The organism is Methanosarcina sediminis (assembly GCF_052056915.1).
Classification (GTDB): Archaea; Halobacteriota; Methanosarcinia; order Methanosarcinales; family Methanosarcinaceae; genus MTP4.
Genome location: NZ_CP195119.1, coordinates 1211262 through 1226440, shown reverse-complemented (window position 1 = coordinate 1226440; position 15179 = coordinate 1211262). Strand labels below are relative to the sequence as shown.

The 15179-nt window shown below is 45.8% G+C and carries 12 protein-coding genes; 8 read left to right on the top strand and 4 right to left on the bottom strand.

Going from position 1 to position 15179, the window contains the following annotated elements:
* Window positions 1–534: 534 nt before the first annotated feature.
* The 5 genes from ACSAZK_RS05100 (at window position 535) to ACSAZK_RS05080 (ending at window position 7745) form a co-directional block, all read left to right on the top strand.
* Window positions 535–1365: a DUF1638 domain-containing protein gene (locus ACSAZK_RS05100; RefSeq protein ID WP_440956313.1), complete on the top strand. Its 831-nt coding sequence runs from the start codon at window positions 535–537 to the stop codon at window positions 1363–1365.
* A gap of 346 nt (window positions 1366–1711) precedes the next feature.
* Window positions 1712–2524 (top strand): DUF1638 domain-containing protein, encoded by an 813-nt coding sequence (locus ACSAZK_RS05095; RefSeq protein WP_440956312.1) that lies wholly within the window; start codon window positions 1712–1714, stop codon window positions 2522–2524.
* Window positions 2525–2948: 424 nt separating this feature from the next.
* Window positions 2949–4823: a glycosyltransferase family 4 protein gene (locus ACSAZK_RS05090; protein WP_440956311.1), complete on the top strand. Its 1875-nt coding sequence runs from the start codon at window positions 2949–2951 to the stop codon at window positions 4821–4823.
* A 103-nt stretch (window positions 4824–4926) separates the two neighbouring features.
* The gene (locus ACSAZK_RS05085) at window positions 4927–5943 is read left to right on the top strand and encodes a galactose-1-phosphate uridylyltransferase (RefSeq protein WP_440956310.1); all 1017 of its coding nucleotides are present in this window, start codon (window positions 4927–4929) and stop codon (window positions 5941–5943) included.
* A gap of 638 nt (window positions 5944–6581) precedes the next feature.
* On the top strand, window positions 6582–7745 hold the full coding sequence (locus ACSAZK_RS05080; protein WP_440956309.1) for a glycosyltransferase family 4 protein: 1164 nt from the start codon (window positions 6582–6584) through the stop codon (window positions 7743–7745).
* Here ACSAZK_RS05080 and ACSAZK_RS05075 read toward each other — a convergent pair.
* The 4 genes from ACSAZK_RS05075 to ACSAZK_RS05060 all read right to left on the bottom strand — a co-directional run bounded on the left by ACSAZK_RS05075 (window position 7718) and on the right by ACSAZK_RS05060 (window position 10661).
* Complete coding sequence (locus tag ACSAZK_RS05075; protein ID WP_440956308.1) at window positions 7718–7912, bottom strand: hypothetical protein; 195 nt, start codon at window positions 7910–7912, stop codon at window positions 7718–7720. The genes ACSAZK_RS05080 and ACSAZK_RS05075 overlap by 28 nt on opposite strands.
* A gap of 87 nt (window positions 7913–7999) precedes the next feature.
* Window positions 8000–8632 carry a DUF2150 family protein gene (locus ACSAZK_RS05070; RefSeq protein WP_440956307.1) on the bottom strand — a complete coding sequence of 211 codons (633 nt, stop codon included), beginning with the start codon at window positions 8630–8632 and terminating at the stop codon, window positions 8000–8002.
* 72 nt (window positions 8633–8704) lie between these two features.
* Window positions 8705–9154, bottom strand: coding sequence for a UPF0179 family protein (locus ACSAZK_RS05065; protein WP_048178065.1), 450 nt, complete (start codon window positions 9152–9154; stop codon window positions 8705–8707).
* A 436-nt stretch (window positions 9155–9590) separates the two neighbouring features.
* The gene (locus tag ACSAZK_RS05060) at window positions 9591–10661 is read right to left on the bottom strand and encodes an NAD(P)-dependent glycerol-1-phosphate dehydrogenase (RefSeq protein ID WP_440956306.1); all 1071 of its coding nucleotides are present in this window, start codon (window positions 10659–10661) and stop codon (window positions 9591–9593) included.
* Between the two features lie 585 nt (window positions 10662–11246).
* Here ACSAZK_RS05060 and ACSAZK_RS05055 point away from each other — a divergent pair.
* The 3 genes from ACSAZK_RS05055 to ACSAZK_RS05045 all read left to right on the top strand — a co-directional run bounded on the left by ACSAZK_RS05055 (window position 11247) and on the right by ACSAZK_RS05045 (window position 14793).
* On the top strand, window positions 11247–12104 hold the full coding sequence (locus ACSAZK_RS05055) for a DUF63 family protein (RefSeq protein ID WP_440956305.1): 858 nt from the start codon (window positions 11247–11249) through the stop codon (window positions 12102–12104).
* Between the two features lie 184 nt (window positions 12105–12288).
* Window positions 12289–13230, top strand: coding sequence for a stage II sporulation protein M (locus ACSAZK_RS05050; protein WP_440956304.1), 942 nt, complete (start codon window positions 12289–12291; stop codon window positions 13228–13230).
* A 399-nt stretch (window positions 13231–13629) separates the two neighbouring features.
* Window positions 13630–14793: a formate--phosphoribosylaminoimidazolecarboxamide ligase family protein gene (locus ACSAZK_RS05045; protein ID WP_440956303.1), complete on the top strand. Its 1164-nt coding sequence runs from the start codon at window positions 13630–13632 to the stop codon at window positions 14791–14793.
* Window positions 14794–15179 lie beyond the last annotated feature (386 nt).

Below are 15179 nucleotides of genomic sequence, written 5' to 3'. Positions count from 1 at the left end.
TTCAGGCCATCAAGCTTTCCCCACTCAACCTGATTATTATCCGATAAACTGACTCAGGAAGGATTCATTTCGGAACCCTACATTTGCAATCATTTTTGTGTGTGCTGCTACTTAATACTTTTTATATGGGGGTATCATCTATAAAAAGTTTAATTTCGTACTTAATATATAAATTGGAAGTGTATTAAATTCATAATATCCTTTGAACATGGAATAATAGTAAATAATACAGAGCAATAACCGGATGACAATAAAGCTGCAGAAAAATAACCGGATGACAATAAAGCTGCAGAACAATAACTGGATAACAATAAAGCTGCAGAACAATAAAGCCAGATAGCTGTGAAAAAAATAAAAAAAGACGTTTTACCGGAAAATTTTCAGAGGATTAGATTTGAACCCCGGAAAGGTTCTGTTCCAAAAACTGTGAAAATAACTTCATCTTCCTGGTTAAAAAAACTTCGTTTTTCGCTAAGGATCATTAGCTTTCCCGCTAAGGAAATTGTTTAATAGTTCGGGGGTAAGCATATAAGCATGACAGTTCTGGGCATAGTAGGCTGCAGAATATTCGAGGACGAAATTGTCCATGTGCTGGTAAATGACCCTGAAATAGAGAGGGTCTACCTTGTAGAAAACGAAGAGAACAGGTACCTTCTGCAGAAACTTGAGACTACAGGCTTCAGGCCGGAAATCCTTCCTTTTTACGAAATAAGAGACAAATTGAAGCAGAACCACGAATTCAGCGTCGTTATCCAGCTCCAGGGGATGGGACTTCACGTAGACCCGGCCCGGCTCAAGAGTAAAACATATACGAACGTGAACATCATGTCCCGGCTTGCCGACGGGATCCTCCTCTTTTACGGGCTCTGCGGGCAGGCATTTTCCCGGATAAAAAAAGATTTTCCCTACATGGGATGCCCGATAAAGCTGCTGCAGGAAAGAAGCGTAGGGGAAAAAAACGGCCCACTTGAAGACTGTGTTGCCGCTGCCCTCGGAAGCAACGCTCGCTACCGGGAAGCCCTTAGAACGCACAAAGATGCCTTCTTCTTTACCCCCATGTGGGCCGCAAACTGGAGAACCGTATTCAGTGTAGGGGAAGAACTGATGGAGGGTTTTGAATTCACTCCTGACCATCTGAGGGAACTCGGGTACCGGAAGGTTGCCAGGGTAAAGACCGGACTTTCCTATGAACCTGATTTCGAGAAAAATATCGAAGAATTCGCACAATATTTCGATTTCGAAGTCATGGAACTTGAAGGCAGTGCTAAAATTGCCATGGAATCATATAACCATATTCGAAAAATACTTTCCGATCCGCTTGAATGTCCTCTAATAACCGGAAGCACTGAAGCACTGAAGCACTGAAACGCTGAAACACCGAGGTCCCGGAGATCTCCGGGAATCTATTTGTTTAATCAGTTTTTATTTTGTTAAGTAAGATTTATTTTCTTTAAATCTGATTTATTTGATTCAAGTAAGATTTATTAGATTCAAGTAAGCGTTATTTTGCCCAATTAACTTTTCCTTTTTTAATAATATGGCAATAATATATTATTTAACAAATAAACTCCATAAACCTGCATACAGCTCACAATTATCAAGATTTCCAGATTACTCCCTGGAAAAATGCCGATTCGCCTGGATACCCTTCGGGTTCCATACCTTTCCGACTCTTCAGGCAGATTTCCCGGAAAAAAAGGAAGTGATCCTCATGCCGGTTATGACCATCATAGGGTGCAGGATGTTTGAAGATGAGATCGTGCACCTCATAGAAAACGACCCTGAAATCGAAGAAGTGATCGTTGTTGAAAATGAGGACTGTGAAGGGCTCAGGACAAAGTTAGGGGATATAGGGATTTCATACAGGGTGCTTCCATTTGAAGAAATCCCCAAAAAATTCTCAGGAGAATGGAAAAACGATTCCAGCCCTGACAGGTTCATCCTTATCGTGTACATGCTCGAGCTTGCCCTGCACGCAATCCCCGAAAACCTGAAAAGCACCGTTTATTCAAAGGTTGAGAACGTGGCCTCCTTTTCGGACGGGATCCTCCTTTTCTACGGGCTCTGCGGCAACGTGCTCGGAAAAATCGAAGAAGACTTTGAGGCTCTCGAATGCCCTGTCCATATCCTGAAAGAAGAGGACGGGGAGATTGTGGACGACTGCATCGGAGCCGTGCTCGGAGGCAGGAAACAGTACCTTGAAGTCCTGAAAAGCTGCAAAGGAGTAGGCACTTTCTTCCTGACCCCTATGTGGGCTGCAAACTGGAGAGAGATGGTCAGGACCGCAGGCCTGAGCCAGAACCCCGACGACATAGAGATGTCAAAATTCGTCTTTGATTATGCAGGATACAAAAAGATTGCAAAAGTGAACACCGGCCTCCCCTATGAGAAAAACTTTGAAGCCTATGTCCGGGAATTTGCACGGCTTTTTGACTTTGAAGTGACAGAACTTGAAGCCACACTGCATCTTGTGGAGAACTGCTACAAAAAAGCAAAAATCGAAACCTTTGAAAACCTGAAATGAAAAGCCAGCTTTCCCGGTTTCCATACTTCCTTTTGGCATGAAAGTATGTGTATGCTTTCATTTATTTGGGCATGTTATTCGAAGAATATCATGTGCGTTTTTCTTATTCCTACCTTTTTCTTATTTCTGCGTTCCTCATCTACAGGGTATCCGGGGTTGTTTATACTTTCAATATATTTCTTCAAAATAATCTCCTTTTTCAATGAACAATGTGGAAAGATTCCAGAACCTTTTGCCCGAGCTCAAGACGTTATAAAATTCCAGAATAGAAGAAAAAATATGGAATGTTTGGGTTATATACATGCGATTACCAACTGATTACACGGGATCGGCAGCTTTTTTGATGATACTTTTTAATAGCTATAGATAAATTAAAATAGGAGAATTAAAATCGTAAAATTAAGTGACCTGGGGGGATTCAGGTTTGGGGAACAATTTTGTAATAATTGCCGGGGAAGAAGCAGGCCCGAAATCAAATAAAATGGGCGGAATCTGGAACGTCATAAACGCAGAAGCGCATACTCTTGCGTCCCTTTTTGAGTCAGGGGCATTGAAAGAAGAGGAAAAACCTCAGATCCTGATTGCAGGTCCCTATTACGGGCATTGGGGTGCGGACTGGAACAGAGGGCTAAACAGGATCACGGATATGGGGGGACTTAACAGCCTCAGCGTTGACGGGAAACTCCTGAAAAGCCTTGAAGCCCTTGAAAATGCAGGAATGAATGTTTTTACAGGGGAAAAACAGGTCGGAAATACAAAACTTGCTTACCTGCAGTTTCAAACCGACAACTTCGGGATAATCCGAACTGTACACAAAAAGCAGGAGATGACACTTGAAAATAAGGTCAAAGCCGAGGCTTTTGAATTTATCGGCCTGGATTCCATGAAATACGAAAGTATGGGAAACGGAGCCGAATATACCCATTACCTTAATCTCTCTTATGCGATTTCCGAGTTTGTCCGAACCCTGGTAATCCCAACCCCGCAAACAGGAATGGAAGGAGTAAAAGGAGACGGAGCAAAGGGAGAAGGAGTAAAAAGGGGAGAATGTGAAAAAATTATAAAAAAGGGGGTAGATGCCTGGAAAGCTGTCTCCATGGAACATGCTCTTCCCTGTCCCAGGGTATCCCTGCACTGCCACGAGTTTGGGACTTTTTACGCACCCGCCCGGCTGAAGAAGCTGGGAATTCCGGTCAGCACCATAGCCACCCTGCATGCAACTCTTCCAGGGAGGGCTGCCGGGCACAACTCGATTCAGAAGATAAGGAATAACGACAGCATCTGGTCTTCGGGAGTCCCCGGTAACCTCGCTGCTCTGGAAGTCCTCGCGGCATACGCCGATACGGTTACCGCGGTGGGAGAGTCCACACGGCAGGAAGCAAAGCTCTTTTACGGGATTGACGGGATCGTTGTCCGGAACGGGATCAGGATCGAAACCGATAAAATCGACTGGGATCGAAAAGAGCGCTGCCTGGCGAATCTTCAGAATTTCCTCTCCGAAAAGCTATACAGGCACTACGATGGCGAACGGATAAACCCGGAAAAGTTCATCCCCATTTTCACCATCTCTCGCATAGAAATCGAGAATAAGGGTTACCCTGACCTGCTTGATTCCCTCCTGGCCCTGGAACATATCATAAAAAACAGCATTCTGGAAGGGCACATGGAGGAAGGAATGAAGGTTATCTGTTTCCTTGTCACGGCCGAAGGCCCGAAAACAAACCTCCCCGAAGATTTTCCGGTTCACATTTCAAAAGAAATCCTCGTGGGAAACGAGCTCAAGATCCAGCAAATGATTGAGGAAAGGGAGCTTGACTGCTCAGGGCTGGTGCGGGGAAAGCGCTCCGTGGCAGCGATTCTCTATCCCCAGATAATCTCAGCCGATGATGGAGGGCTCTGCATGGGAGTTGAGGACTTCATGGCAGGCTGTTGTGCAGGAATCTTTCCCTCCCGCTACGACCCCTTCCTCCTCACGGGCCTGGAAGCCGGGAGGGAGGCGACCCCAAGCGTGGTGAGCCGGGTCTGCGGCTTCAGCGATGCAGTGAAGACCAATGAGTCCCTGGTCGAGGGTCTGGGGGGAGTAATCGTTGTCGATAACATAGATCTTTCCTACTATGAGGCGGTCCTGGACTACGCCCTTGCAGCAAGCTACTTTATCCGTAACTTCGTGGATGACAGGGTGAAATACAAACTGTTATGCCGGGAAGCCTTTCTCCTTGCAAAGGATATGGGCTGGGAAAAACCAACTGAACACTACTACGAACTGATCAGTGGAGTGCGGATCTGCGGGGAAATATAAAGCAGTCCCCGTGAAAAGTAATGTCCGGAATAAAGTAATGTCCGGAAAAAAAGCTGGAAAAGGCTGAAAAAACCGAAAAAAATACCGTGAGGAATTTCCAAAAATGTCCGAAATCAGAAAACATTACTTTCTGCCCGAATACTGCATTATCGCAGAGGAAAGGGGTAAAAGACCTTCTGACTTTGCAGATGAAGCCGGAGACATGGGGCAAAAGGGGCAAAGGTCCGGGCCTGAAAACTGTGCCTTTTGTGGGGGTGCCGAGGAAAAAACTCCACCTGCGGGAGCAGTCTATAAAGAGGGAAGAATTTTTGCGGACACTAAAGAAAAAATAGTTCGCAAATGGGACTTTCGATGTTTCCAAAACCTTTTTCCTGCCCTTTCTCCAATACCTGCCTTTTCAGAACTTTCGGGGATGGGGGAGGGCGCAAGTCCGGGTTTTGGTTTTCACGAGGTGATTGTGGAGTCCCCTGTGCATGGAAAGAAGCTGAGTGATTTTTCAGCCGCCGAGCTTTCGGACCTCATGCAGGTCTACAGGGACCGGGTCTGCCACTACCGTGCCCATGAGAGCATCCGCTATGTCTCCCTTTTCAAAAATTCCGGGGAAGCTGCAGGTGCATCCCTTGACCACCCTCATAGCCAGCTACTGGCCCTGCCCTTGCTTCCGCCTCTCCTGAAAACGGAACTGCAGGCAATAGGAAAAGAAGAAAAATGCCCTTACTGCGCCCTCCTCGAAAAAGAGAAAAAATCGACACGCCTTATCCGTGAAAACAGGGAGTGTGTGGCTTTCACTCCTTACTGTTCAAAAAATCCTTTTGAAGTCTGGATTCTCCCAAAAAAACATGTAAACTACCTGGGAGACTGCAGCAAAGAAATTCTCTCGGAGCTTGGGGAAATGATCGGATATGTCCTCGACTCTTATGGAAAGGTTCTTGGGAACCCGGCCTACAACTACATGTTTTACCAGCTCTTCGATGCCCCGGAATATCACCTGAACCTGCGGCTTCTCCCGAGAATTTCCCTTGTTGCCGGTTTTGAGATGAACACCGGGATTTATATCAATACCGTATCTCCTGAGAGGGCAGCCTCCTACCTGAGGGGAGACAAACTGCCGGAAGAATGAACGCCTGGAGAGATAGAGAATTAATAGAGAATAAGAAGAGACGAAAACAGGATAAAAAAGACAGTAAGATTCCAGAAGAAAAGGCCAGTAAAGATCAGGAAAAGGTAGGACAATAAGAGAGAAAAAAGGTAGAGGAAAAGTGGAGGTCAAATTGAGGGGGGGCTAAAAAAAGTCTGAAAGTTATCCGTATTCAGAGAACGTAGTAAAAAATTTTGCAGATATATTTATCTACAATCAAAGAAAATAAAGCTTGAGGGTTTATTAGGGGTTTATGGACTTGCACATTTGCTGGGAAGCCAGCATGCACAGTTTCAGCGTTTTTCGGATCGGAGTATCCTGCTTAGCGTCCATTTAGGCTCACACTATTAGAGAAAATCGGATGCTGCAGAGAAAGACTTCCTCGAATGGAATTCAAAGCTAAGCAAATTCAAAGCTAAGCAAATTCAAAGCTAAGGACCCGTCACACAACAGCTTATGCACAGGTTTTGATTGGATGCATTGATTTTCCAGATCATTGGCACCAATTGAAAATTAACTTTACAATTAATATGCCTAAATTATTTTGTGATAAATCCTAAGCAAATTCATATTAAATAAATTAAACCACTAACCGAATTTGACAATCGGAAGAGTATGAGATGAAAAAGCTTCGAATCGGAATGTTTACGTGGGAAAGTTTGTATTCAATAAGGGTCGGGGGGATTGCACCCCATGTCTCCGAACTTTCAGAGGCTATCGCGCGAGAGGGGCATGAGGTCCATTTATTCACCCGCAGCCATGAAAACAATGATGAAGATATCAAGGGGGTCCATTATCACCGGATAGCTAGCGGTCAGCATGGAAGTATCATAGAACAGATGGATCGGATGTGTGACGCCATGTACTGCAGGTTTCTGGAAGTGCGGGACCAGGCAGGGGAGTTTGACGTTCTGCATGGCCACGACTGGCACCCCGTCAACGTTCTCTGCAGGATCAAGGCCCAGTTTGGGATTCCCTTCGTGCTTACATTCCACAGCACTGAATGGGGACGCAACGGAAACCGCCATGGGGGCTGGTGGGAGGCAAAAGAGATCTCGCACAGGGAATGGCTAGGGGGATACGAATGCGCTGAAGTAATTGCGACTTCGACAATACTGAGAAAAGAAATCCAGCACATCTACAAAATCCCCGACTACAAGCTCTCGGAAATCCCGAACGGCATCTATATGGGAAAGATTGGAAAAGAGGTTGACAGGGGTAAGGTTAAACAGAATTACGGAATCCACCCCTTCCTCCCCGTGGTGCTGTTCACGGGCAGGATGAGCTACCAGAAAGGGCCGGACATGCTCGTTGAAGCTGCAGCTAAGGTCCTGAAAAAGAGGGATGCCGGTTTTGTGCTTATCGGGGAAGGGGAGATGCGCTCCAAATGCGAAAATCGGGCACATGAGCTCGGGATCAAGGACTCCTTTCGCTTCCTTGGATATGCTCCGGATAACACGGTCAGGGACTGGTTTAATGCCTGTGACCTTGTCTGTGTGCCGAGCAGGAACGAACCTTTCGGGATTGTCGTGCTCGAAGCCTGGGATGCGAAGAAACCCGTTGTTGCGAGTGAGGCAGTAGCACTCGTGGATAACTTCAGGACAGGAGTCGTTGCCTACAAAAACCCGAAATCCATTGCCTGGTGTCTCAATTACGTGCTTGAGGGGCTCGACCACAACAAAATGGGCGAGAAAGGATACTCCCTTCTCAAAAAAAGGTATAACTGGAAAAATATTGCAGAGAAAACCATTCTGGTTTATGAGAACGTTACCGAGGGTACGTAAAAGTACCCGGGTAAATCCTGTAAAATGGGAACATTTTCCTTATAATTGGGAGCTTTTCCCCCTTTAATTGGGAAACGTTCCCCTTTAATTAGGGGATTTTTCCCTTTTAATTGGGGAACTTCCCTGAAAAACATGTCCGGCATAGCTATAGCTGTAGGATATGCCATATAAAAAACCGCAGAGCTCCTGCACCCTTGTAGCTCTTTCTTCTATAAAAAGAAATATTTTATAAAAAAGGAATTATTAAAAAAGTTTCAGAGGGTAGTGTCCTCATCATCTTCTTCAAATTCCTTATAACTGTCACTTCCGACCATTGCAGCAGCTATGGAGTCGATTCCGTCGAGCCATTCTGCCACTATGCCGTAGGGAAGTTCGGCCATTATTTCATCGGGCAGGTTTTCTCCTTTGAGCACGAAGGCTCCGCACTGGGCTGTATAATCAAGAGCCATCTCGAGATCATCGGTTTCTTCGGCAACAATGGCTGCTTTTATAAGCTCCTCAATGCTAATACCTTCTTCATAGTCGCCCATGACATAGCATTCGAAGGCGGCAAGCGCCCCCATGAGAGAGGTCTGAACCGAATCGATCATAAGGTCAATATCTTCGGAAATAGGCTCAACCTCGTCAAGCACGAGGTTCCGGATCTCCACTAGAATGTTCAGGGAGTTTTCTGCTGAGAGCATTCCGTGCTCGAAACGTGCGCTTACCTTGAGGCAAGCAAGGATGACATCGTCAACCATATTCACGAATACAGCGCTTTCCTTCCCGGACTCGTCTTCCGATTCCTTAATCTCAAATCCGCTCTCTTTTGCCCGGGCGAGCCAGTTTTCCCAGCGCTTTTGGGTATAAAATTCGTAGGGGATCTGGTTCATTTCCTGTTCAGGCACGTATAACACCGCTTCTAACCTTTTTTACTAATTAATAATCAACATTACTATTACTAAAAGATGTTGTTAGCATCACCAGGCCAGTTTTACCTTTTTCAAGGAATAACCGGCATCACAAGCAGCATCAAGGCTTTCTATGACCTCGACAATTTTGCACTTGTCTCCTCTAATGAGCCCTTCCGGATGGCAGGTTTCGTACTCGCTGCAATCCTTCTTGCCGCACTTTGGGGACTCATACATAATCTTTGCCCCGTCAACGGCTTTTCTGGACTCCACGGTAGCTTCGACCGGAGCCCGGCTAACGTCTACCGCAAGCACGCCGCTGTCATGCAGGAAACATTCGTGGATTTCGTTGTTCCGAATTCTTTCAATCCTGTACCTGCGCCCACGCTCAAGGTTCAGGCAAGTGTTTTTCAGCCGGCATTTATTGCACTCCGGCATCTCACCTTTGAATATGAATTCCAGCCCTTCCCTTGCAAGCCGTGATCCGATGAGTGTTATTTTTGTATCGCTTTCGATCATAATTTTTCTCCTATAGATTTATTCTCGGGCCTGTATCCCGTTTTCTTCTGGTGATTAATTATTGGAATTGGGTGTTACCCCATAATTATCGGGATTAAGTATTACCCAGATTATTATCTGGAGTGTTTTATTAGTTTGAGTGTCTTATTAGTTTATCAGATTGCTTATTTCCCTGATCCTGATTATCCGAACCGCTAATTGTCCTGTAAAGCGGCTCCGAATTAAATTATCCTTGATAAATTATCCTTGAAATACACTCAGATAAATTTGAATTAAATCCTTTAAATCATTTCTGATTGTGGGGCCGGAACTGTCCGAAAATGAACAAACTATCTCTTATTATTTATTTCGAGCTTCGTCCATTTTAAGTTCAGGGTTTCAACTTATTAAGACCTTAACTTCTTACAATTTATAACCTTTTGGGCCTTAACTTCTTTCAATCTATAACCCCTGTTATCTTCGCAACTTTCCTGGCGGCAGAGGGGGTCAACCCGCTCCCCAGGATGGTGTAGCGTTCAGGGCGGATGCTGTGTGCATGTAACAGGGCTTCAATTATATATTTATCTTCTATGCCCAGTTCTCTTGCGGTTGCGGGGGCTCCGATTTTCTTCAGGGCACCCCGGATCTGCTGCCAGTTCCCGCCATGCAGGTACATCATCATGATACTCCCAACCCCACACTGTTCTCCATGAAGGGCCGGTTTTGGGGCGAGTTGGTCAAGGGCATGGCTGAACATATGTTCGGAACCTGAAGCCGGTCTGGAAGAACCTGCAATGCTCATGGCAACCCCGTTGGAGACCAGGGCCTTGACAACGAGCCGGGCTGAATTTTCATGTTCGGGCTTGATTGAGTCTGCGGATTCTATGATTACCCGCGCCGCCATGCGGGAAAGGGCTGCTGCGTATTCCCCGAAGTATTCATTCCTTAGCCTGCTGGCAAGTTCCCAATCCAGCACAGCCGTATAGTTGGAGATTATATCCCCGCAGCCAGCCGCAAGGAAACGGAAGGGTGCAGCCGAGATGATCTCGGTGTCCGCAACAACGGCCATAGGGGCCTGTGCCTGCACCGAAGCCTTTTTCCCGTTATCCAGGATGGATGCCCTGGAGGAGACAATTCCGTCATGGGAAGCAGAAGTCGGCACGCTGAAGAAAGGGAGCTCCAGCCGTGTAGAGGCAAGTTTTGCAATGTCAATGGACCGTCCGCTCCCTACTCCAAGAAGGTAGCTCGAATCGGTCTCAAGGGCTCTTTCCATTACCCTCTCGACTTCTTCAATGGTAGCTTTGCTGGTGAGGACCATTTCCACACTGCTGCCCGCAGTTTCCAGACAGTCCCGGATTCTCTTACCCGCTACTTCCCGGGTGGTACTGCCGGTTACGATCAGCGCATTTCCTTTCAGCTTCAGGTCTCTGCAAACGTCTCCTACCTGGTCCAGAACACCATGTCCTACCAGCACATCCCTGGGAAGCTGCATCCATTTTACGCTGTTTTTGCTTTCGGTCAATTTCATACCCGCATTAATATTTAATCATGATAAAGGTATATGTGATTGGATATTATGTACAGCCCTGATACTGAAACCTTTCAAAGGGTATTTTCAGTTCAAACCCGGGCCGACAATCTTTAAGTTTTTCAACGTATTCACAATCTCCGGTATATCCCTAACATAGGTGAATTTGATTCATTAACTTAATTGCCAGAATGATTTAGTTGCCAGATTATCCATTTACTGGAGTTTACATATAAGTGTTAAATGTGAGTGTTAGATAAATGTATATTTTACACATGCAAATTATATATGTCTAATTATATAATTCATGCGTACATTCAAGGACCAAACTCATTTGCAGAACAAGAACTACTGAATTTGAATGGAAGGAACTGGCAGTCTTGCGCCACCTCAAATCCTTAATTCAATATATAAGTTCTGAGTATGTACAACAGTAAGTATTAATTATATTAGGATATTGCCATTTTGAACGGTATCAGATAGATAACGGTATCAGATAGATATTACATTTTAAATGAGATAAATGAGATTAAAAATCTCCACGTTGAATAGTATTGGACATTGCCGCTTTGAACGAGTGATATAATGAGTTCTCCTCTTGATGCAATTTCACAGTTTATAAATACCTATTACCTCGACCCTATCCGAACCGATGCGGGATATAACCCTGTCAACACTTTCACCTGGGCGGTGGTGTTAGGGATCTGTATATTCGGGATCTTCAGGCTCCTGGAAAAATTTAATGTGAAGGTAAACTCCCGATTTATCCTTTCGATCATCCCCTTCGTGCTTGCAGGCTCATCCCTTCGCGTACTGGAAGATTCCCCTGCAGGAATAATAAACCCGCCTTTCAGCTACCTGCTCATAACCCCGAACATCTACTTCCTGGTCTTTGCGGTAACCGTATTTTGCCTCTGGCTGGCCATCAGGCTGGAGAAGGCTGGGTTTGTGCGAGACTTCTATTCCACTTTTGCAGGGTTTGGGCTCATCTGGTTTTTTGTAAACCTGATAACTCTCCTGTATTTCGAGGATGTGGTGGCTGCTTATGTGCCCGTTTTCGTGCTTGTGGCAGGAACTGGATTGACTTATATATTTTACAGAGTTGCCCTCTATTTCAAATCCGAAATCTTCACCAATCCCCTGAACCTTTCCATCCTCATGGTCCACCTGATGGACGCCTCCTCAACCTACATAGGGGTGGATAAACTCGGATACTTCGAAAAACACGTACTTCCCTACTACCTCATCGAACTTACGGGCACCGCATTGGTTATGTATCCATTGAAACTTATTATCTTCATAGGGGTTCTCTATGTGCTTGATACCCAGTTTGAAGACGACGAAGAATCCGTGAACCTGAAGATGCTCATCAAAATGGTTATCCTGATCCTGGGCCTTTCCCCGGCAACCCGGAATACACTCCGGATGATGCTCGGAATCTGAAAGGACAGAATAGAGTCTAACGAAAAATTGAAGACAAGTTGAAGGTAAGTTGAAGGTAAGTTGAAGGTAAGTTGAAGACAATTAGAGCGGATTAAAGGAAAAATAGCGTTTTGCAGCGCATGGAACTTCAAACAGATTGCGGGGAATGCAAGCAAATTAAACAGGAGGGAGGGTTATTCCGGACATGAATATGGAGAGAGGGGAAGAGTATTATTCAGAAGCGGATGCTGATCCGCAGGGTAATATGGAAAAGGCAGATAAGGAAAAGGCAGATAAGGAAAAGGCAAATAAGGCAAATGAAGAAAATGCAGAAGTTCCCTTAGATGAATCGAAAAGAGAGATGAGGGCAGAACAGGGGGCAGAGGAAGAAAGTGCAGAAAGGGAAAAGGCCGGATCTCCCGGTTTAGGACGGGACGCAGGTTCCTACTCCGGCTTCACCTTTGATTCTAACACCGGTTCAACTACAGGTTCTGGTTCCAGTTCCGTTTCCAGTTCCAGTTCGAGCTTTAGTTCCGTAACCACTACACCCGAAAGAGATATGTCCGGTAAAGAAGGCTTTTTCAACTACGTCAATCATATCCGGCCTTACGTCCTGATTATTACCTTTGTGTTTTTTGCATCCGCTTTTGCAGGGTATGCCTATTCTGCAAGCACCCCTGAAATCTCCGAGATGGTCATGGAGGAATTCGAAGCCCAGTTCGGAGGGATCCTGAACTTACATCCCTTATTGATCATGCTGATCATCTTTCTGAACAATGCTTTCGTAAGCCTGCTCTTCCTTGTCATGGGGCTCGGCCTGGGGATCCTCCCTGTCCTTTTCGTAGCCTTCAACGGTTATGTGGTAGGGGTACTCTCCCACCTGGTAGCTGAAGAACAGGGTCTGCTTTTTATCTTCCTTGCCCTCCTCCCCCATGGGATTATTGAACTGCCCATGGTTTTCCTGGCAGCGGGGATCGGGCTTCGTCTGGGCCACCAGGTCCTGGCTGCCCTTATAGGCAGACCCACTGAATTAAAAAGGGAATTCAAGGATGGGATAAGGTTTTACTTCCGCTGGATCGTGCCCCTTCTTTTCGTTGCCGCAGTAATTGAAACGTTTATAACACCCCTGCTTCTGGGAATTATTTGAAAAACTACTCCGAAAACCCTTTTTTGAAAAGCCGTAAGAGTCAGATAAAATAAGTAAAAGGGAAGAATAAACGTAAAATCTTCCTTACCCCTCAACTTATAAATGATTACTGTTATTAGAAAGGGTTTTAATGGGTAAAGCCGTTAATGAGAAAATTCATGCCCTGACTGATGCAGGATACCCGTTGATACGAATAATCCGGCACGCTTTGAGAGTTGCCGGTAAATTCCAGCAATGAATTCCTTATCACTGGCCTTTTGGCCACAACTACATGATCATCGGTCACCTGACCATCCGTGATTTGACCGTCGAATCATCCGTGATTTGATTACCTTTCATACAAGATGCTTCATAAAACGAATCATTCCCTATTTCCGGAAAAACCGAGGGACATTATATATGATTGACAGGAAAGAAATTAAGGAAATTGTTGAAGACTATTATGCATACGCTGATCAGGTCAAGGTAGGAACCATTGCCTCCCACTCAGGCCTTGACGTCTGTGACGGAGCCGTCGAAGAGGACTTCAAGACCCTCGCCGTCTGCCAGGCAGGCAGGGAGAAGACCTACACTGAGTACTTCAAGGCCCAGAGAGACCCCTACGGGAAAGTCACCCGGGGACTCGTGGACGAAGCCGTTACTTTCAATAAGTTCAATGAAATCCTCCTGCCTGAAAACCAGCAGAAACTGGTTGACAACCGTGTGCTCTTTGTCCCGAACCGTTCTTTTACCTCCTACTGCAGCATCGACGAGATCGAAGAGAATTTCAGGGTTCCCCTGGTAGGAAGCCGGAACCTGCTTCGCAGTGAGGAACGCAGCGAGCAGCAGAGTTACTACTGGATCCTGGAAAAAGCAGGGCTCCCCTTCCCGGAAAAAATTGAAAATCCGGAAGACATCGATGAGCTGGTCATGGTTAAGCTCCCCCACGCAGTAAAGAAACTGGAAAGGGGTTTTTTTACGGCTTCAAGCTTCAAGGAATACCAGGAAAAGGCGGAATCTCTTATAAAACAGGGAGTCATTACCCCGGAAGCCCTTGAAAATGCCAGGATCGAGCGGTATATTATTGGTCCGGTTTTCAACCTGGACATGTTTTACTCCCCTATCGAACCCAAAATGAGCAAACTGGAACTCCTCGGGGTTGATTGGCGCTTTGAAACCAGCCTTGACGGGCACGTCCGGCTCCCGGCTCCCCAGCAGATGGGCCTGGCCGAGCACCAGCTTACCCCGGAATATACGGTCTGCGGGCACAACTCCGCGACTCTCAGGGAATCTCTCCTGGAAAAGGTCTTTGAGATGGGAGAAAAATTCGTAAAAGCTACCCAGGAACATTATGCTCCGGGAATTATCGGCCCCTTCTGCCTTCAGACCTGCGTGGACAAGGACCTGAACTTCTATATCTATGACGTCGCGCCCAGGGTCGGCGGCGGGACCAATGTCCATATGTCCGTCGGGCACTCCTACGGCAATTCTCTCTGGAGAAAACCCATGAGTACGGGAAGAAGGCTTGCCTTTGAGATCAGACGCGCCCTGGAGCTCGAGAAACTAGATCTGATCGTCACATAAGTTTATTAAGGCTTTCCGGCATTAGTAGATATGAATTGTGCAGGGACACCGTAAACTTTAAAAAATATCCCCGGAATCTGCAAGATTCATATCACAATCTAAAATTTACTCTCAAAGTTTGCCTGGAATTCCGACCCCAAAGGTCCGAAACCTTGCCGGGGAACCGGAGCTGAAGAGAGGGTCTATTTTTAGATAGAATCCTCGGGTCGGATGATAATCAAAAAATCCGGGAAAACAACTTCAAATCCCGCTTACATAAGAGGTTTCAGACCGGAAATTTTCAAAAGGGGAATTTCAGACTGGAAATTTTCGAAAAGGAAATTTCAGACTGGAAATTTTCGAAAGGGGAATTTCAGAGAAAGAATTTCATAAGGAGATTTCAGACC